Genomic DNA, 14040 nt, shown 5'->3' with positions numbered 1-14040 from the left:
CTGAGGTACCGCAGATGCGGAACCGCCGCGGGTCAGCGCGAGTAGTACTCGACCACCAGCTGCTCGTCACAGATCACCGGGACCTCCTTGCGCTGCGGCGCACGGTCCAGGCGGAAGGCCAGGGCCTTCAGGTTGACCTCGAGGTACTTCGGGGTCTGGCCCTCGCCCGCGTAGCCACCCTCACGGGCGACCTGGAACGGGACCTTCTCCTTGCTGCGCTCGCGGACGGTCACCACGAAGCCCGGCTTCATCTGGTACGACGGCTTGTTGACCTTGCCACCGTTGACCTCGATGTGGCCGTGGACGACCATCTGGCGGGCCTGGTAGATGGTGCGGGCAATGCCCGAACGCAGCACCAGCGAGTCCAGACGGGTCTCCAGCTCGGCGACGAGCGCCTCACCGGTCTTGCCCTCGGCCTTCTTCGCGCGGTCGAACGCGCGCGCCATCTGCTTCTCGCTCAGGTCGTACTGGGCGCGCAGACGCTGCTTCTCGAGCAGACGGACCTTGTAGTCCGAGTTCTGCTTGCGACCACGGCCGTGCTGGCCGGGCGGGTACGGGCGGGCCTCGAAGTACTTGACGGACTTCGGGGTCAGCGGCACGCCGAGCGCACGCGCGATCTTGACCTTGGGACGCTTCTGGTTCGCCATGAACCAAACCTTCCTTGCTTACGAATACGGCTTCACCAGGTGTTGACGGAGGTCGCATCTCGCGACCCGGAGACAACCCATCGCCGAGGCGATGCGGTCAGCCGCTCTCCGGAGCCGGGCACAAAAGTGCTGGTCACACGGAACAGCCCGGAAACCCGGGCCGTCCGCGACACCGAAACGGTGCGCGACGCTCCTGGTGCGGGCCTCCCGGAGGAGGCCTACGGCCGATGCCCCGCTGGTGTGGCCGGTCGGTGGGGTCTCCCCCGCCGCCGTCCCGGGACGTGGCACTCCGACCGATTGTACCGGGTGCTCGACCGCCCCTTCTCACTCGCCCCTGAGCCGGCCCCGCGTCCACTCCACGACGTCCGCGTAGCGGGCCTCGCCGCCGCGCCGGGTCGGCTGGTAGTAGTCCTTGCCGTGCACCGCGTCCGGCGCGTACTGCTGGGCCGCGATGCCCTCCGGCAGGTCGTGCGGGTACTGGTAGCCCCGGCCGTGGCCGAGCTTGCCCGCGCCGCCGTAGTGCGCGTCCCGCAGGTGCGGCGGCACCGCGCCCGCGAGCCCCTGCCGGACGTCCGCCAGCGCCGCGTCGATCGCCAGGTAGGCCGCGTTGGACTTGGGCGCCAGGGCCAGCGCGATCGCCGCCTGGGAGAGGATGATCCGCGCCTCCGGGAAGCCGATCAGGGCCACCGCCTGGGCCGCCGCGACCGCCGTCTGGAGCGCCGTCGGGTCGGCCAGGCCGACGTCCTCGCTGGCCGAGATCATCAGCCGGCGGGCGATGAACCGCGGGTCCTCCCCCGCCTCGATCATCCGGGCCAGGTAGTGCAGGGTGGCGTCCACGTCGCTGCCCCGGATCGACTTGATCAGCGCGCTCGCCACGTCGTAGTGCTGGTCGCCGTCCTTGTCGTAGCGCACCGCCGCCTGGTTGACGGCCGTCTCCGTGGTGGCCAGCGTGATGCTCGCCTCGCCCTTCTCCAGCGCCGCCCCGGCCGCGGCCTCCAGCGTGGTGAGCGCCCGCCGGGCGTCACCCCCGGCGAGGCGCACCAGGTGGTCCTCGGCCTCCGCCGTCAGGTCCAACGCGCCCCCCAGGCCGCGTTCGTCGGCCACCGCGCGGCGCAGCAGGGCGCGGACGTCCTCGTCGGTCAGCGACTCCAGGGTGAGCAGCAGCGAGCGGGACAGCAGCGGGGAGATCACCGAGAAGTACGGGTTCTCCGTGGTCGCCGCGATCAGGGTGACCCAGCGGTTCTCCACGGCCGGCAGCAGCGAGTCCTGCTGGGCCTTGGAGAAGCGGTGGATCTCGTCCAGGAACAGCACCGTCTCCCGGCCGGACATGCCGACCGCCCGCCGGGCGCCGTCGATCACCGCCCGGACCTCCTTGACCCCGGCGGTGATCGCGGACAGCTCGACGAAGCGGCCCTCCACGGCCTGGCTGATCACGTGCGCGAGGGTGGTCTTGCCGGTGCCGGGCGGGCCCCAGAGGATCACCGAGCTGGTCGCCGCCGGCCCGCGCGAGCCCGAGACCAGCCGCCGCAGCGGCGACCCGGGCTTCAGCAGCTGCCGCTGCCCGGCCACCTCGTCCAGGGTGCGCGGACGCATCCGTACGGCCAGCGGCGCCCGGCCGGGCTCCCTGCTCTGGCGTTCCTCGGCGGCGGCGGTGAAGAGGTCCGGTTCGTCCACACCGGAAGCCTATGCGAGGCCGCCGACACACCCGCCGGAGCGAGCCGGCCTCATCGCGCCCGGGCCGCCCGCCGATCGAGGCGGGCCGCGTGGTCCGGGACGTACTTCTGCAGGTCGCGCGGGGGCCGCTGGTAGCCGCGCGGGGCCGGGCGGGGCGGCAGGTCGATCTGCGGGGCGGTGATCTCGCGGTACGGCACGGTGGAGAGCAGGTGGGCGATCATGTTGATCCGGGCCCGCCGTTTGTCGTCGCTCTCCACCACGTGCCAGGGCGAGTCCGGGGTGTCGGTGTAGACGAACATCTCGTCCTTGGCCCGCGAGTAGTCCTCCCAACGGGTGATCGACTCGACGTCCATCGGGGAGAGCTTCCAGCGCTTCATCGGATCCTCCAGCCGGTCCCGGAAGCGCCGTTCCTGCTCGGTGTCGCTCACCGAGAACCAGTACTTGCGCAGCAGGACGCCCTCCTCGATCAGCATCCGCTCGAAGGTCGGGCACTGGTGCAGGAACTGCCAGTACTGCTCGTCCGTGCAGAAGCCCATGACCCGCTCGACGCCGGCCCGGTTGTACCAGCTGCGGTCGAACAGCACGATCTCCCCCGCGGCCGGCAGCTGCTCGACGTACCGCTGGAAGTACCACTGGGTCTTCTGCCGCTCGGTCGGGGTCGGCAGCGCCACGACCCGGGCGATGCGCGGGTTCAGGTACTCCGTCACCCGCTTGATCGCGCCGCCCTTGCCGGCGGCGTCGCGCCCCTCGAAGACCACCACCAGCCGGGCGCCCTCGACCCGCACCCACTCCTGGAGCTTCACCAGTTCCTGCTGGAGCCGCAGCAGTTCCCGCTCGTACGGCTTCCTCGCGAGTCGTTCCGGCTTCGCGGTCCGCTGCTCCTCGGCCACCTGGGGTCCTCCGTCCGGCTGCTGCTGATGAGCACTCACCGTAGGCGCTGGAGGCCGCCCCCGCAGGTCGGCGGACGGGTGGGCGGCAGCGGCGGCCCCCTGAACCGCCGCTGCCGCGCTCCCCCGTCCGGTCGGCGTGAACGCCGAACGACCAACCTTGACCCACACCTGCCGGACGGGTCCAATATCCGGTTCCATAACCTTGGGGCATGGATGTCGACACCCGCCTGCTGCGCAGCTTCGCCGCGGTCTGCGAGGAGGGTCAGCTGACCGCCGCCGCGGCCCGGCTGTTCGTCTCCCAGCCGACGCTCACCAAGCAGATCCGCCAGCTGGAATCGCTGCTCGGGGTCGCGCTGTTCGAGCGCTCGCGGCGCGGCATGGCGCCCACCCCGGCCGGGCGGGCGCTGGCGGACTACGCCGGGGCGATGCTGGCCGGCTGGGAGGACGCGCTGCGTGCCACCCGGGCGGCCGCCGCCGAGCAGGGCTCGGTGCTGCGCGTGGGGTTCGAGGGCGGCATCATCAACCTGATGACCCGCAGCACCGTCGCCGACTTCGCCCGGCGGATGCCCGGCTGGCAGGTGGAGCTGCGGCAGAACAACTGGTTCGACCCGACCTCGGGCCTGGCCACCGGCGAGATCGACCTGACGCTCTGGCACGGCCCGGCGTGGCTGGTCGAGCACTACAACGTCGCCGTGCTCGGCGAGGAGGCGCGGGTCGTGGCGCTGCCGACCGGGCACCGGCTGGCGGACCGGACCGAGCTGTCCGTCGAGGACCTGCTGGACGAGCCGTTCGTGGCGATACCGCACGAGGCCGGGCACTGGCGCGAGTACTGGCTGGCGGGCCGGGAGCGGGGCGGGCGTCCGGTGCGGATCGGCGCGGTGGCGCACAACACCGACGAGTGGCTGGCCGCGGTGGTGTGCGGTCAGGGCGTCGGCTTCGCACCGGAGACGATGAGCCGGCTGGCCGTACGGGATGACGTCGCGTACCGGCCGGTGCGGGGGCTCAGCCCGAGCCTGGTCGGGCTGTACTGGCCGAAGGACCGCGAACTCACGCCGGCGATGGCCGCGTTCGTGCGCAGCTGCCGGGTCACGGTCCCCTTCGGCCGGCTGGGATCGTCGGGTGGGACGGAGCCCCGGGTGGGAACGTCGGGTGGGACGGAGCCCCGGGTGGGAACGCGGTCGGTGGAGCCGACCTGACGGTCTACACCACCACGAAGGCCTCGGGGTAGCGGCAGAGCCCGCGCGGAGCGCCGTCGTACGCGGGCAGCGGCAGCGCCTGGAAGTAGGCGTCCGGCACCTCGAACGGCCCGCTGACCTCGTGCCGACCGGCCGCGCTGAAGCCGAACCGCCCGTAGTACTCCGGGTCGCCGAGGACGACCACGAGCTTCTCCCCCGCCTCCTCGGCCGCCGACAGCGCGGCCCGGACGACGAGTTCGCCGACGCCCTTGCGCTGCCACTCGGGCGCGACGGCGACCGGCGCGAGCGCGAGGCCCGCGCCGTCCTCGCCGACCCGCAGCCGGGTCAGCAGCGCGTGCCCGATCACCAGCCCGGTCTCGTCGACCGCGACCAGCGACAGCCCGGGCAGCCAGGCCGGATCGCGGCGCAGCGCGTCGACCAGGTCCGCCTCGTCGGGGCCGGGGAACGCGGCCATGTGGACGCGTCTGGTCGCCGGGGCGTCATCCGGACACTCGACCCTTGTGATCACCTGCATGAGTCAACCCTCCTTGTGTCACACGTCATTGTGGACCGGCCCCGGACGGTGGGTGGACCGTCCGGGGCCGTTGAAGGTTAGCGGATCCGGTGTCAGGCCTCGGACTTCGCGGCGTCCTCGCGCAGCTTCGGCTTGGCGTCCACGCCGGCCTCCCGGCGCTGGGCCGGGGTGATCGGGGTCGGGGCGCCGGTCAGCGGGTCACCGCCGGTGGACGTCTTCGGGAAGGCGATGACGTCGCGGATGGTGTCGTACCCGCCGAGCAGGGTGACGATGCGGTCGAGGCCGAAGGCGACGCCACCGTGCGGCGGCGGGCCGTAGTTGAAGGCGTCCAGCAGGAAGCCGAACTGCGAGGCCGCCTCCTCCTCGGAGAGGCCGATCGCGTCGAACGCCCGCTTCTGCACGTCGCGCTGGTGGATACGGATCGAACCGCCGCCCAGCTCCGAGCCGTTGAGGACCAGGTCGTAGGCGTTGGACAGGGCCGAGCCCGGGTCGGTGTCGAAGGTGGCGAGCGACTCGGCGGTCGGGGCGGTGAACGGGTGGTGCACCGCGTGCCAGCCCTGGAACTCGCCCTTGTCGTCCTCGATCGGCTCGAACATCGGGAAGTCGACGACCCAGAGGAAGGCCCACTGCGACGCGTCGATCAGCTCGCAGCGGCGGCCGATCTCCAGACGGGCGGCGCCCAGCAGCTCCTGCGAGGGGCGCTGCTTGCCGGCCGCGAAGAAGATCGCGTCGCCGTTCCTGGCACCCGCGGCGGCGGCCAGGCCGGCCAGGTGCTCCTCGGACAGGTTCTTGGCGACCGGGCCGCGCAGCTCGCCGGTCTCGGCGTCGATGACGACGTAGGCCAGGCCGCGGGCGCCGCGCGCCTTGGCCCAGTCCTGCCAGGCGTCGAGCGCCTTGCGGGGCTGCGAGGCGCCGCCGGGCATCACCACGGCGCCGACGTACGGGGCCTGGAAGACGCGGAACTCGGTGCCCTTGAAGTACTCGGTGAGGTCGGTGAGTTCCTGTCCGAAGCGGACGTCCGGCTTGTCGGAGCCGTAGCGGGCCATGGCGTCCGCGTAGGTCATCCGGGGCAGCGGGTTGGGGAGCTCGTAGCCGTGCACCTCGCGCCAGATCGAGCCGACGATCTTCTCGCCGAGGGCCAGGATGTCCTCCTGGTCGACGAACGAGGCCTCGATGTCGAGCTGGGTGAACTCCGGCTGCCGGTCGGCGCGGAAGTCCTCGTCGCGGAAGCAGCGGGCGATCTGGTAGTAGCGCTCCATGCCGGCCACCATCAGCAGCTGCTTGAACAGCTGGGGCGACTGCGGCAGCGCGTACCAGTGGCCGGGCTGCAGGCGGACCGGGACGAGGAAGTCGCGGGCGCCCTCAGGGGTGGAGCGGGTGAGGTACGGCGTCTCGATGTCGAGGTAGTCGTTCTCCTCCATCACCCGGCGGATGATGTTGTTGACCTTCGAGCGCAGCCGCAGGCCCTTGGCCGGGCCCTCGCGGCGCAGGTCCAGGTAGCGGTAGCGCAGCCGGACCTCCTCGTTGACCGTGCCCGGCTCGTACTCGGCGACCGGGAAGGGCAGCGGGGCGGCCTCGGAGAGGACCTCGATCTCGCTGACGACGACCTCGACCGCGCCGGTCGGGATGTCCGGGTTCTCGTTGCCGTCGGGGCGCACCCGGACGTCGCCGACGACCTTGACGCAGTACTCGGCGCGAAGGCCGTGCACCGAGTCGAGGTCGCGGACCACGATCTGCACGGTGCCGGAGGCGTCGCGCAGATCGATGAAGGCGACACCGCCGTGGTCGCGGCGGCGGGCGACCCAGCCGGCCAGGGTGACGGTGGTGCCTGCGTGCTCCGGGCGGAGCGTGCCCGCGTCGTGCGTGCGGATCACAGCTGCTTCTCCTTCAGGGTGGTGACGAGTGCGTCGAGGGCGACGGGGTTCTGCTCGCCGGTGGTCAGGTCCTTGAGCTGGACGACGCCGTCGGCGAGGTCCCGGTCCCCGGCCACGAGGGCGAAGCGGGCGCCGGACCGGTCGGCGGACTTCATGGCGTTCTTGATGCTCTTGACGCCGAAGGCGAGGTCGGTGGCGACGCCGGCCCGGCGCAGCTCGACCACCTTGGCGAACAGGACGTTCTTGGCCTCCTCGCCGAGCGCGACGGCGTACACGGAGGTCGCGGCGGGCAGGTCGAGGACGATGCCCTCGGCCTCCATCGCCAGGAAGGTGCGGTCCACGCCGAGGGCCCAGCCGACGGACGGCAGCGCCGGGCCGCCGATCATCTCGGACAGGCCGTCGTAGCGGCCGCCGCCGCCGATCGCGGACTGGGCGCCGAGGCCGTTGTGCACGAACTCGAAGGTGGTGCGGGTGTAGTAGTCCAGGCCGCGGACCAGCTTCGGGTCGTCGACGAAGGCCACGCCGTTCGCGGTGAGCAGCTCGCGGACCTTCTCGTCGTACGCCTTGCACTCCTCGCACAGGTAGTCGCGCAGCTTGGGCGCGTCGACCAGCTGGGCCTGCACCGACTCGCGCTTGTCGTCCAGGACGCGCAGCGGGTTGATGTCGGCGCGGCGGCGGGTGTCCTCGTCCAGGTCCAGGCCGGCGAGGAACTCGACCAGGGCGGCGCGGTAGACCGGGCGGCACTGCTTGTCGCCGAGGCTGTTGAGCAGCAGCGAGTAGTCGCGCACGCCCAGCGAGCGGAAGGCGTCGTCGGCGAGGATGATCAGCTCGGCGTCCAGGGCCGGGTCCTCGGCCCCGATCGCCTCGGCGCCGACCTGGGAGAACTGGCGGTAGCGGCCCTTCTGGGCGCGCTCGTAGCGGTAGTACGAGCCGGAGTACCAGAGCTTGACCGGCAGGTTGCCCTGCTTGTGCAGGTTGGCCTGGAGGGCGGCGCGCAGCACCGAGGCGGTGCCCTCCGGGCGCAGCGCGAGCTCGTCGCCGCCGCGGGTGGTGAGGTTGTACATCTCCTTGCTGACGATGTCGGTGGACTCGCCGACGCCGCGGGAGAAGAGCTTCACGTCCTCGAAGACCGGGGTCTCGATGTAGCCGTAGCCGGCCCGGCGGGCGGGCGCGGCGATGCGCTCGCGGATCGCCAGGAAGGTCGCGGAGCTGGGGGGCAGCAGGTCGTAGGTGCCCTTGGGGGCGGTGAAGGTGCTCAACTTCTCTTCCGTCACATTCCTCGTCGCGGGAAAGCCTGGGCGCCGGCCGCCCCTGCTGCCTGTCGGAGGTAGGGGTTGGTGGCGCGCTCGTGGCCGATGGTGGTCTGTCCGCCGTGGCCGGAGAGGACCACGGTGGTGTCGTCGAGGGGCAGGCACACCCGGGCCAGCGACCGCATGATCGCCTCGCTGTCCCCGCCCGGGAGGTCGGTACGCCCGATGGAGCCGGCGAACAGCAGGTCGCCCGAGAACAGCACCGGGGGGAGGTCCTCGGCACCGGGCGTCCGGAAGGTCACCGACCCCCCGGTATGGCCCGGGGCGTGGTCCACGGTGAGCTGCAGGCCGGCGAGCTCCAGCACGGCGCCGTCGGTGAGCTCGCGCACGTCGTCGGGCTCGCCGACGGTGAGCTCGCCCATCAGCTGGGTGCCCAGGGCGCGGCCGAGGGCCTTCTCCGGGTCGGACATCATGTACCGGTCCTCGGGGTGGATCCAGGCCGGGACGCCGCGGGCGCCGCAGACCGGGACCACCGAGGCCACGTGGTCGATGTGGCCGTGCGTGAGCACCACGGCGACGGGCTTGAGCCCGTGCTCGCGGACCATCTCCTCGACACCGCGCGCCGCCTGGTGGCCGGGATCGACGATGACGCACTCCTCGCCCGCCGCCGGGGCGACCAGGTAGCAGTTGGTGCCCCAGGCTCCAGCGGGGAATCCGGCGATGAACACGCGCGTCCTTCGTGATGCGGTCGGCAGTGGCGGCTACGGTCGCGGCGGCCGGGTCGGATGCAGCCACCAGTCATGCAGCAAACCAGTGAGGTAAAGGCAGCCTACCGGCGGTGCGGGTGCGGTTGCGAACCAGATAGGGGTGGCGCGCGCGGTTCGCACTGACAGGTTCACCGCGTTCTTACAGGCCCGGTCCCTACACTTGGCCGCCGATGGATGCGATGATCCGCTTCGGTACCCATCCACTTTCCCAGCACATCCGTAGGAGACACGGCCGGTGGTCAGCAGCGAACAGCGGCGGCGGCAGCTCGCCCGAGAGAAGTACGAGCGCCAGATGGAGCGGCGGGTCGCCGCGCGGTCCGCGCGCAGGCGCCGCAACACGATCCTGGGCGCCGCGCTCGCCGTCGTGGTGCTGGCCGGCGGCGGTGCGCTGGTCGGCACCGGCGCGTTCGGCTCGGACAAGGACAAGTCGGCTTCGGCCGCCTCCTCCGCCCAGGCCGCGCCGAGCCAGAGCGCCGAGCCGACCACCCCGACCCGCAAGCCGGTCGAGGGCTGCGCCGATCCGGCGCCGGGCGCGCCGAACGGCAAGCAGTGGCAGGCCGAGCCGGCCATGGCGATCGACGCGGGCGGCTCGTACACCGCGACGCTGGACACCAACTGCGGCAAGGTGACGCTCGCGCTCGACGCGGCCAAGGCCCCGCACACGGTGAACTCCTTCGTCTTCCTGGCCGGGGAGAAGTACTTCGACCACACCAAGTGCCACCGCCTCACCACCGACGGCATCTTCGTGCTCCAGTGCGGCGACCCGACCGCCAGCGCGACCGTCCCGGGCGGCACCGGCGGCCCCGGTTACAAGTTCGCGGACGAGAACCTGACCGGCGCGACCTACCCGGCGGGCACCGTGGCGATGGCCAACTCCGGCCCCGGCACGAACGGGAGCCAGTTCTTCCTGGTCTACAAGGACACCCAGCTGCCCCCGAACTACACCCCCTTCGGCAAGATCACCGGGGGCCTGGACGCGGTGCAGAAGATCGCCGCCGCGGGCACCCTGGAGGGTGCCCCGGACGGCCACCCGATGGCCGACGTCACCTTCAACTCGGTGACCACCGCGAAGAGTTGACATCTCCCGGGGCCGCCCGCAAGGGGCGCCCGAAGCGCCTCGGCGCGGCCCCGGCCCGAAATCGCCCGGCCCGGATGCGGACAGCACCGGGGCTGGTCGCCTATGTTGGCGTTGTATCAGGGTGCCCGCACCCGCCTGGCCGTCACCCTCGGCAGCAAGTCACGGCGGACGGGGACGGCGGACTCATCGGTCCGCCGCACATCAACTGTGGACGACGGACGCGCGCCGCCCCGGCGCGGGCGCGACGTCATGTGGAGGACGCGCTATGAGCAGCGACCCGTGGGGCCGTGTCGACGAGCAGGGCACGGTCTACGTCAGGACGGCCGACGGCGAACACGTCGTGGGTTCCTGGCAGGCCGGCTCGCCCGAGGAGGCCCTCGCCTACTTCGAGCGCAAGTACCAGGGCATCGAGGTGGAGATCGGCCTGCTGGAGAAGCGGGTGCGCACCACCGACCTGGCCGCCAAGGACGCCCAGGCCGCGCTGGACCACCTGCGCGCCCAGGTGACCGAGGGGCACGCGGTCGGCGACCTGGCCGCCCTGGCCAAGCGGCTGGACACGCTCGCCGGCGAGATCGAGAGCCGGCGCGAGGAGCGCAAGGCCGCCCGCGCCAAGGCCCAGGACGAGACCCGCGCCGCCAAGGAGGCGCTGGTCTCCGAGGCCGAGCAGCTCGCCGAGTCCACCCAGTGGCGGGAGGCCGGGGACCGGCTGCGCGCCCTGGTGGACACCTGGAAGGGCCTGCCCCGGCTGGACCGCAAGAGCGACGACGAGCTGTGGCACCGCTTCTCGCACGCCCGCTCGGTCTTCTCCAAGCACCGCAAGGCGCACTTCGCGACCCTGGACGCCGAGCGCGAGCAGGCCCGGCAGACCAAGGAGGCGCTGGTCGCCGAGGCCGAGGCGCTGTCCTCGTCCACCGAGTGGGGCGACACCGCGGCCGCCTACCGCGACCTGATGGCGCGCTGGAAGTCCGCCGGCCGGGCCCAGCGGGACATCGAGGACGAGCTGTGGGCGCGGTTCCGCGGCGCGCAGGACGTCTTCTTCCAGGCCCGTTCCGCGGTGTTCAGCGAGCGGGACGCCGAGCAGGTGGCCAACCAGAAGCTCAAGGAGGCACTGGCCACCGAGGCCGAGGCGATCCTGCCGATCACCGACCTGAAGGCCGCCAAGGCGGCGCTGCGCGAGGTCAACGAGCGCTGGGAGGCGATCGGGCACGTGCCGCGCGACGCCCGTCCGAAGCTGGACGGCCGGCTGAACACGGTCGAGCGGGCCATCCGCGAGGCCGAGGACGCCGAGTGGAGGCGCTCCAACCCGGAGGCCAAGGCGCGCGCCGCCGGCATGGTCGGCCTGTTCGAGGCGAAGGCCGACAAGATCCGGGCCGATCTGGACAAGGCCCGCGCCGCTGGCAACGCCGGCCGGATCGCCAAGCTGGAGAACGAGCTGGCCGGCGTGCAGACCCTGCTGGAGCAGGCGCACCGCAGCCAGGAGGAGTTCAGCGGCTGATCCGCCGAACGCGCGAGAGAGGGCCCCGGGATCTCCCGGGGCCCTCTCTCGCGCTCGGGGCGCTACTTGCGGGCCGAGGTGACGCGGTAGACGTCGTAGACGCCCTCGACACCGCGCACGGCCTTGAGCACGTGGCCGAGGTGCTTCGGGTCGCCCATCTCGAAGGTGAAGCGGCTCATCGCGACCCGGTCGCGGGAGGTCTGCACCGCCGCCGACAGGATGTTGACGTGCTGGTCTGAGAGCACCCGGGTGACGTCCGAGAGCAGCCGGGAGCGGTCCAGCGCCTCGACCTGGATGGCCACCAGGAACACCGAGGACTGGGTGGCGGCCCACTCGACGTCGATCATCCGCTCGGGCTGCTGGCTCAGCGACTCGACGTTGACGCAGTCGGCGCGGTGCACCGAGACGCCGTTGCCGCGGGTCACGAAGCCGACGATCGGGTCGCCCGGCACCGGGGTGCAGCAGCGGGACAGCTTGACCCAGACGTCCTCGACGCCCTTGACGATCACGCCCGGGTCGCCCTTGGCCCGGCGGCGCGCCGCCCGGCGGTTGTCGTGCGTCGGGGTCGCGGTCTCGGCGAGGTCCTCGGTGGCGCCCTCCTCGCCGCCGAGCGCCTGGACCAGCTTCTGCACGATGTTCTGCGCGGTGACGTGGCCCTCGCCGATCGCGGCGTAGAGCGAGGAGATGTCGGGGTAGCGCATCTCGTGGGCCAGGGTGACCAGCGAGTCGCCGGTCAGGATCCGCTGGATCGGCAGGCCCTGCTTGCGCATCGCCCGGACGATCGCCTCCTTGCCGTGCTCGATCGCCTCCTCGCGGCGCTCCTTGGAGAACCAGGCGCGGATCTTGTTGCGGGCGCGCGGCGACTTGACGAAGCCCAGCCAGTCCCGGGACGGTCCGGCGTTCTCCGCCTTGGAGGTGAACACCTCGACGGCGTCGCCGTTCTCCAGCGTCGACTCCAGCGGCACCAGCCGCCCGTTGACCCGGGCCCCTATCGTCCGGTAGCCCACCTCGGTGTGCACCGCGAAGGCGAAGTCGACCGGGGTCGCGCCGGCCGGCAGGGCTATCACGTCGCCCTTGGGCGTGAAGACGAAGACCTCGTTGCTGGCCAGGTCGAAGCGCAGCGACTCCAGGAACTCGCCCGGGTCGGCGGTCTCCTTCTGCCAGTCCAGCAGCTGCCGCAGCCAGGCCATCTCGTTGACGGCGCCGGCCTTGTCGTCCTTGCGGACCTGGGTCGGGGTGTCGGTGCGGACCTTGGACGCGCCGGCCACGGCGCGCTGCTTGTACTTCCAGTGCGCGGCGATGCCGTACTCGGCCCGGCGGTGCATGTCGAAGGTGCGGATCTGGAGTTCGACGGGCTTGCCGCCGGGGCCGATCACCGTCGTGTGCAGCGACTGGTACATGTTGAACTTGGGCATCGCGATGTAGTCCTTGAACCGCCCCGGCACCGGGTTCCACCGCGCGTGGATGGTGCCCAGCGCCGCGTAGCAGTCGCGGACGGTGTCGACCAGGACCCGGATGCCCACCAGGTCGTAGATCTCGGCGAAGTCCCGGCCCCGGACGATCATCTTCTGGTAGACCGAGTAGTAGTGCTTCGGCCGGCCGGTGACGGAGGCGGTGATCCGGGCGCCGCGCAGGTCCCCCTGGACCTGGTCGATGACGGTCGCCAGGTACTCGTCCCGCTTGGGGGCGCGCTCGGCGACCAGCCGGACGATCTCGTCGTACATCTTGGGGTAGAGGATCGCGAAGGCGAGGTCCTCCAGCTCCCACTTGATGGTGTTCATGCCCAGCCGGTGCGCCAGCGGGGCGTAGATCTCCAGCGTCTCGCGGGCCTTCTTCTCCTGCTTCTCCCGCTTGAGGTAGCGCATCGTGCGCATGTTGTGCAGGCGGTCGGCCAGCTTGATCACCAGGACCCGCGGGTCCTTGGCCATCGCGACGACCATCTTGCGGACGGTCTCGGCCTGCGCGGCTTCGCCGAACTTGACCCGGTCCAGCTTGGTGACGCCGTCCACCAGCAGCGCCACCGAGTCGCCGAAGTCCTTGCGCAGGGTCTCCAGGCCGTAGTCGGTGTCCTCGACGGTGTCGTGCAGCAGCCCGGCCATCAGGGTCGGGGCGTCCATCCCCAGCTCGGCCAGGATGGTGGCCACCGCCAGCGGGTGGGTGATGTACGGGTCGCCGCTCTTGCGCTTCTGCCCGCGGTGCCACTTCTCGGCGACGGCGTAGGCCCGCTCGATGTCCCGCAGCAGCGCCGGGTCGGCCTTCGGGTCGTTCGCCCGGATCGACCGGAACAGCGGCTCCAGCACGGGGTTGAGCACGCTGGAGCGCTGGCCGCCGAGGCGGGCCAAGCGGGCACGCATGCCACCCGAGGAGGAGCCTCGCCCGGTGGGGCCGGTCGGTCGCGAGGAGGTCGGCGCCGGGCGTGCCGGGGTGGCCCCCGAGGGCGTGGGACGGTTGTCGGGGGCGGCCGCTTCGGCCGTGGGCACAACCTCGTCGGGCAAGGACTCTCCTCGGGGCACCGGGGCCGACCCCTGCCGCGGCCCGTACGGTCGGACGCAACCGGGAGGGGGTGAATCTTCATGGTACCGAGCCGGGCGCCCCGGCGTTCATCCACCCGGGCCGGAAACGGAAGGGCGGCGGTCGGATGATCCGACCGCCGCC

At 71.9% G+C, this 14040-nt stretch carries 11 protein-coding genes; 3 read left to right on the top strand and 8 right to left on the bottom strand.

Annotation, left to right across the window (positions count from 1 at the left end; genetic code table 11):
* Positions 1–32: 32 nt before the first annotated feature.
* From rpsD to ppk2, 3 genes are all read right to left on the bottom strand, one after another.
* On the bottom strand, positions 33–647 hold the full coding sequence (rpsD, locus tag ACIOGZ_RS17620; RefSeq protein ID WP_063346792.1) for a 30S ribosomal protein S4: 615 nt from the start codon (positions 645–647) through the stop codon (positions 33–35).
* 324 nt (positions 648–971) lie between these two features.
* A complete protein-coding gene (locus tag ACIOGZ_RS17615; protein ID WP_363583096.1) occupies positions 972–2321 on the bottom strand; it encodes a replication-associated recombination protein A in 1350 nt (449 codons plus the stop codon).
* A 50-nt stretch (positions 2322–2371) separates the two neighbouring features.
* Positions 2372–3211 carry a polyphosphate kinase 2 gene (gene ppk2 / locus ACIOGZ_RS17610; protein WP_363583094.1) on the bottom strand — a complete coding sequence of 280 codons (840 nt, stop codon included), beginning with the start codon at positions 3209–3211 and terminating at the stop codon, positions 2372–2374.
* Positions 3212–3420: 209 nt separating this feature from the next.
* Between ppk2 and ACIOGZ_RS17605 the strand changes: the two genes are divergently transcribed.
* Positions 3421–4407 carry a LysR family transcriptional regulator gene (locus tag ACIOGZ_RS17605; RefSeq protein WP_400986371.1) on the top strand — a complete coding sequence of 329 codons (987 nt, stop codon included), beginning with the start codon at positions 3421–3423 and terminating at the stop codon, positions 4405–4407.
* 4 nt (positions 4408–4411) lie between these two features.
* Here the strand turns inward: ACIOGZ_RS17605 and ACIOGZ_RS17600 are convergent, their stop codons facing one another.
* From ACIOGZ_RS17600 to ACIOGZ_RS17585, 4 genes are all read right to left on the bottom strand, one after another.
* A complete protein-coding gene (locus tag ACIOGZ_RS17600) occupies positions 4412–4921 on the bottom strand; it encodes a GNAT family N-acetyltransferase (RefSeq protein ID WP_400986369.1) in 510 nt (169 codons plus the stop codon).
* 92 nt (positions 4922–5013) lie between these two features.
* Complete coding sequence (gene aspS / locus ACIOGZ_RS17595) at positions 5014–6795, bottom strand: aspartate--tRNA ligase (RefSeq protein ID WP_363583088.1); 1782 nt, start codon at positions 6793–6795, stop codon at positions 5014–5016.
* On the bottom strand, positions 6792–8054 hold the full coding sequence (gene hisS / locus ACIOGZ_RS17590; protein ID WP_350877873.1) for a histidine--tRNA ligase: 1263 nt from the start codon (positions 8052–8054) through the stop codon (positions 6792–6794). Before hisS ends, aspS begins: the two co-directional genes overlap by 4 nt.
* An 11-nt stretch (positions 8055–8065) precedes the next feature.
* Positions 8066–8773 carry an MBL fold metallo-hydrolase gene (locus ACIOGZ_RS17585; protein ID WP_063346799.1) on the bottom strand — a complete coding sequence of 236 codons (708 nt, stop codon included), beginning with the start codon at positions 8771–8773 and terminating at the stop codon, positions 8066–8068.
* Positions 8774–9047: 274 nt separating this feature from the next.
* Between ACIOGZ_RS17585 and ACIOGZ_RS17580 the strand changes: the two genes are divergently transcribed.
* Together ACIOGZ_RS17580 and ACIOGZ_RS17575 are read left to right on the top strand one after the other, a co-directional pair.
* A complete protein-coding gene (locus tag ACIOGZ_RS17580; protein WP_363583084.1) occupies positions 9048–9890 on the top strand; it encodes a peptidylprolyl isomerase in 843 nt (280 codons plus the stop codon).
* 265 nt (positions 9891–10155) lie between these two features.
* Positions 10156–11385 carry a DUF349 domain-containing protein gene (locus ACIOGZ_RS17575; RefSeq protein ID WP_400986367.1) on the top strand — a complete coding sequence of 410 codons (1230 nt, stop codon included), beginning with the start codon at positions 10156–10158 and terminating at the stop codon, positions 11383–11385.
* 62 nt (positions 11386–11447) lie between these two features.
* Here ACIOGZ_RS17575 and ACIOGZ_RS17570 read toward each other — a convergent pair whose 3' ends face one another.
* Positions 11448–13865: a RelA/SpoT family protein gene (locus ACIOGZ_RS17570; protein WP_400330135.1), complete on the bottom strand. Its 2418-nt coding sequence runs from the start codon at positions 13863–13865 to the stop codon at positions 11448–11450.
* Positions 13866–14040: the final 175 nt, after the last annotated feature.

Source organism: Kitasatospora sp. NPDC088160, assembly GCF_044741445.1.
GTDB lineage: Bacteria > Actinomycetota > Actinomycetes > Streptomycetales > Streptomycetaceae > Kitasatospora.
The sequence above is the reverse complement of the archived record's forward strand: the minus strand, read 5'-3'. Positions and strand labels throughout refer to the sequence as shown.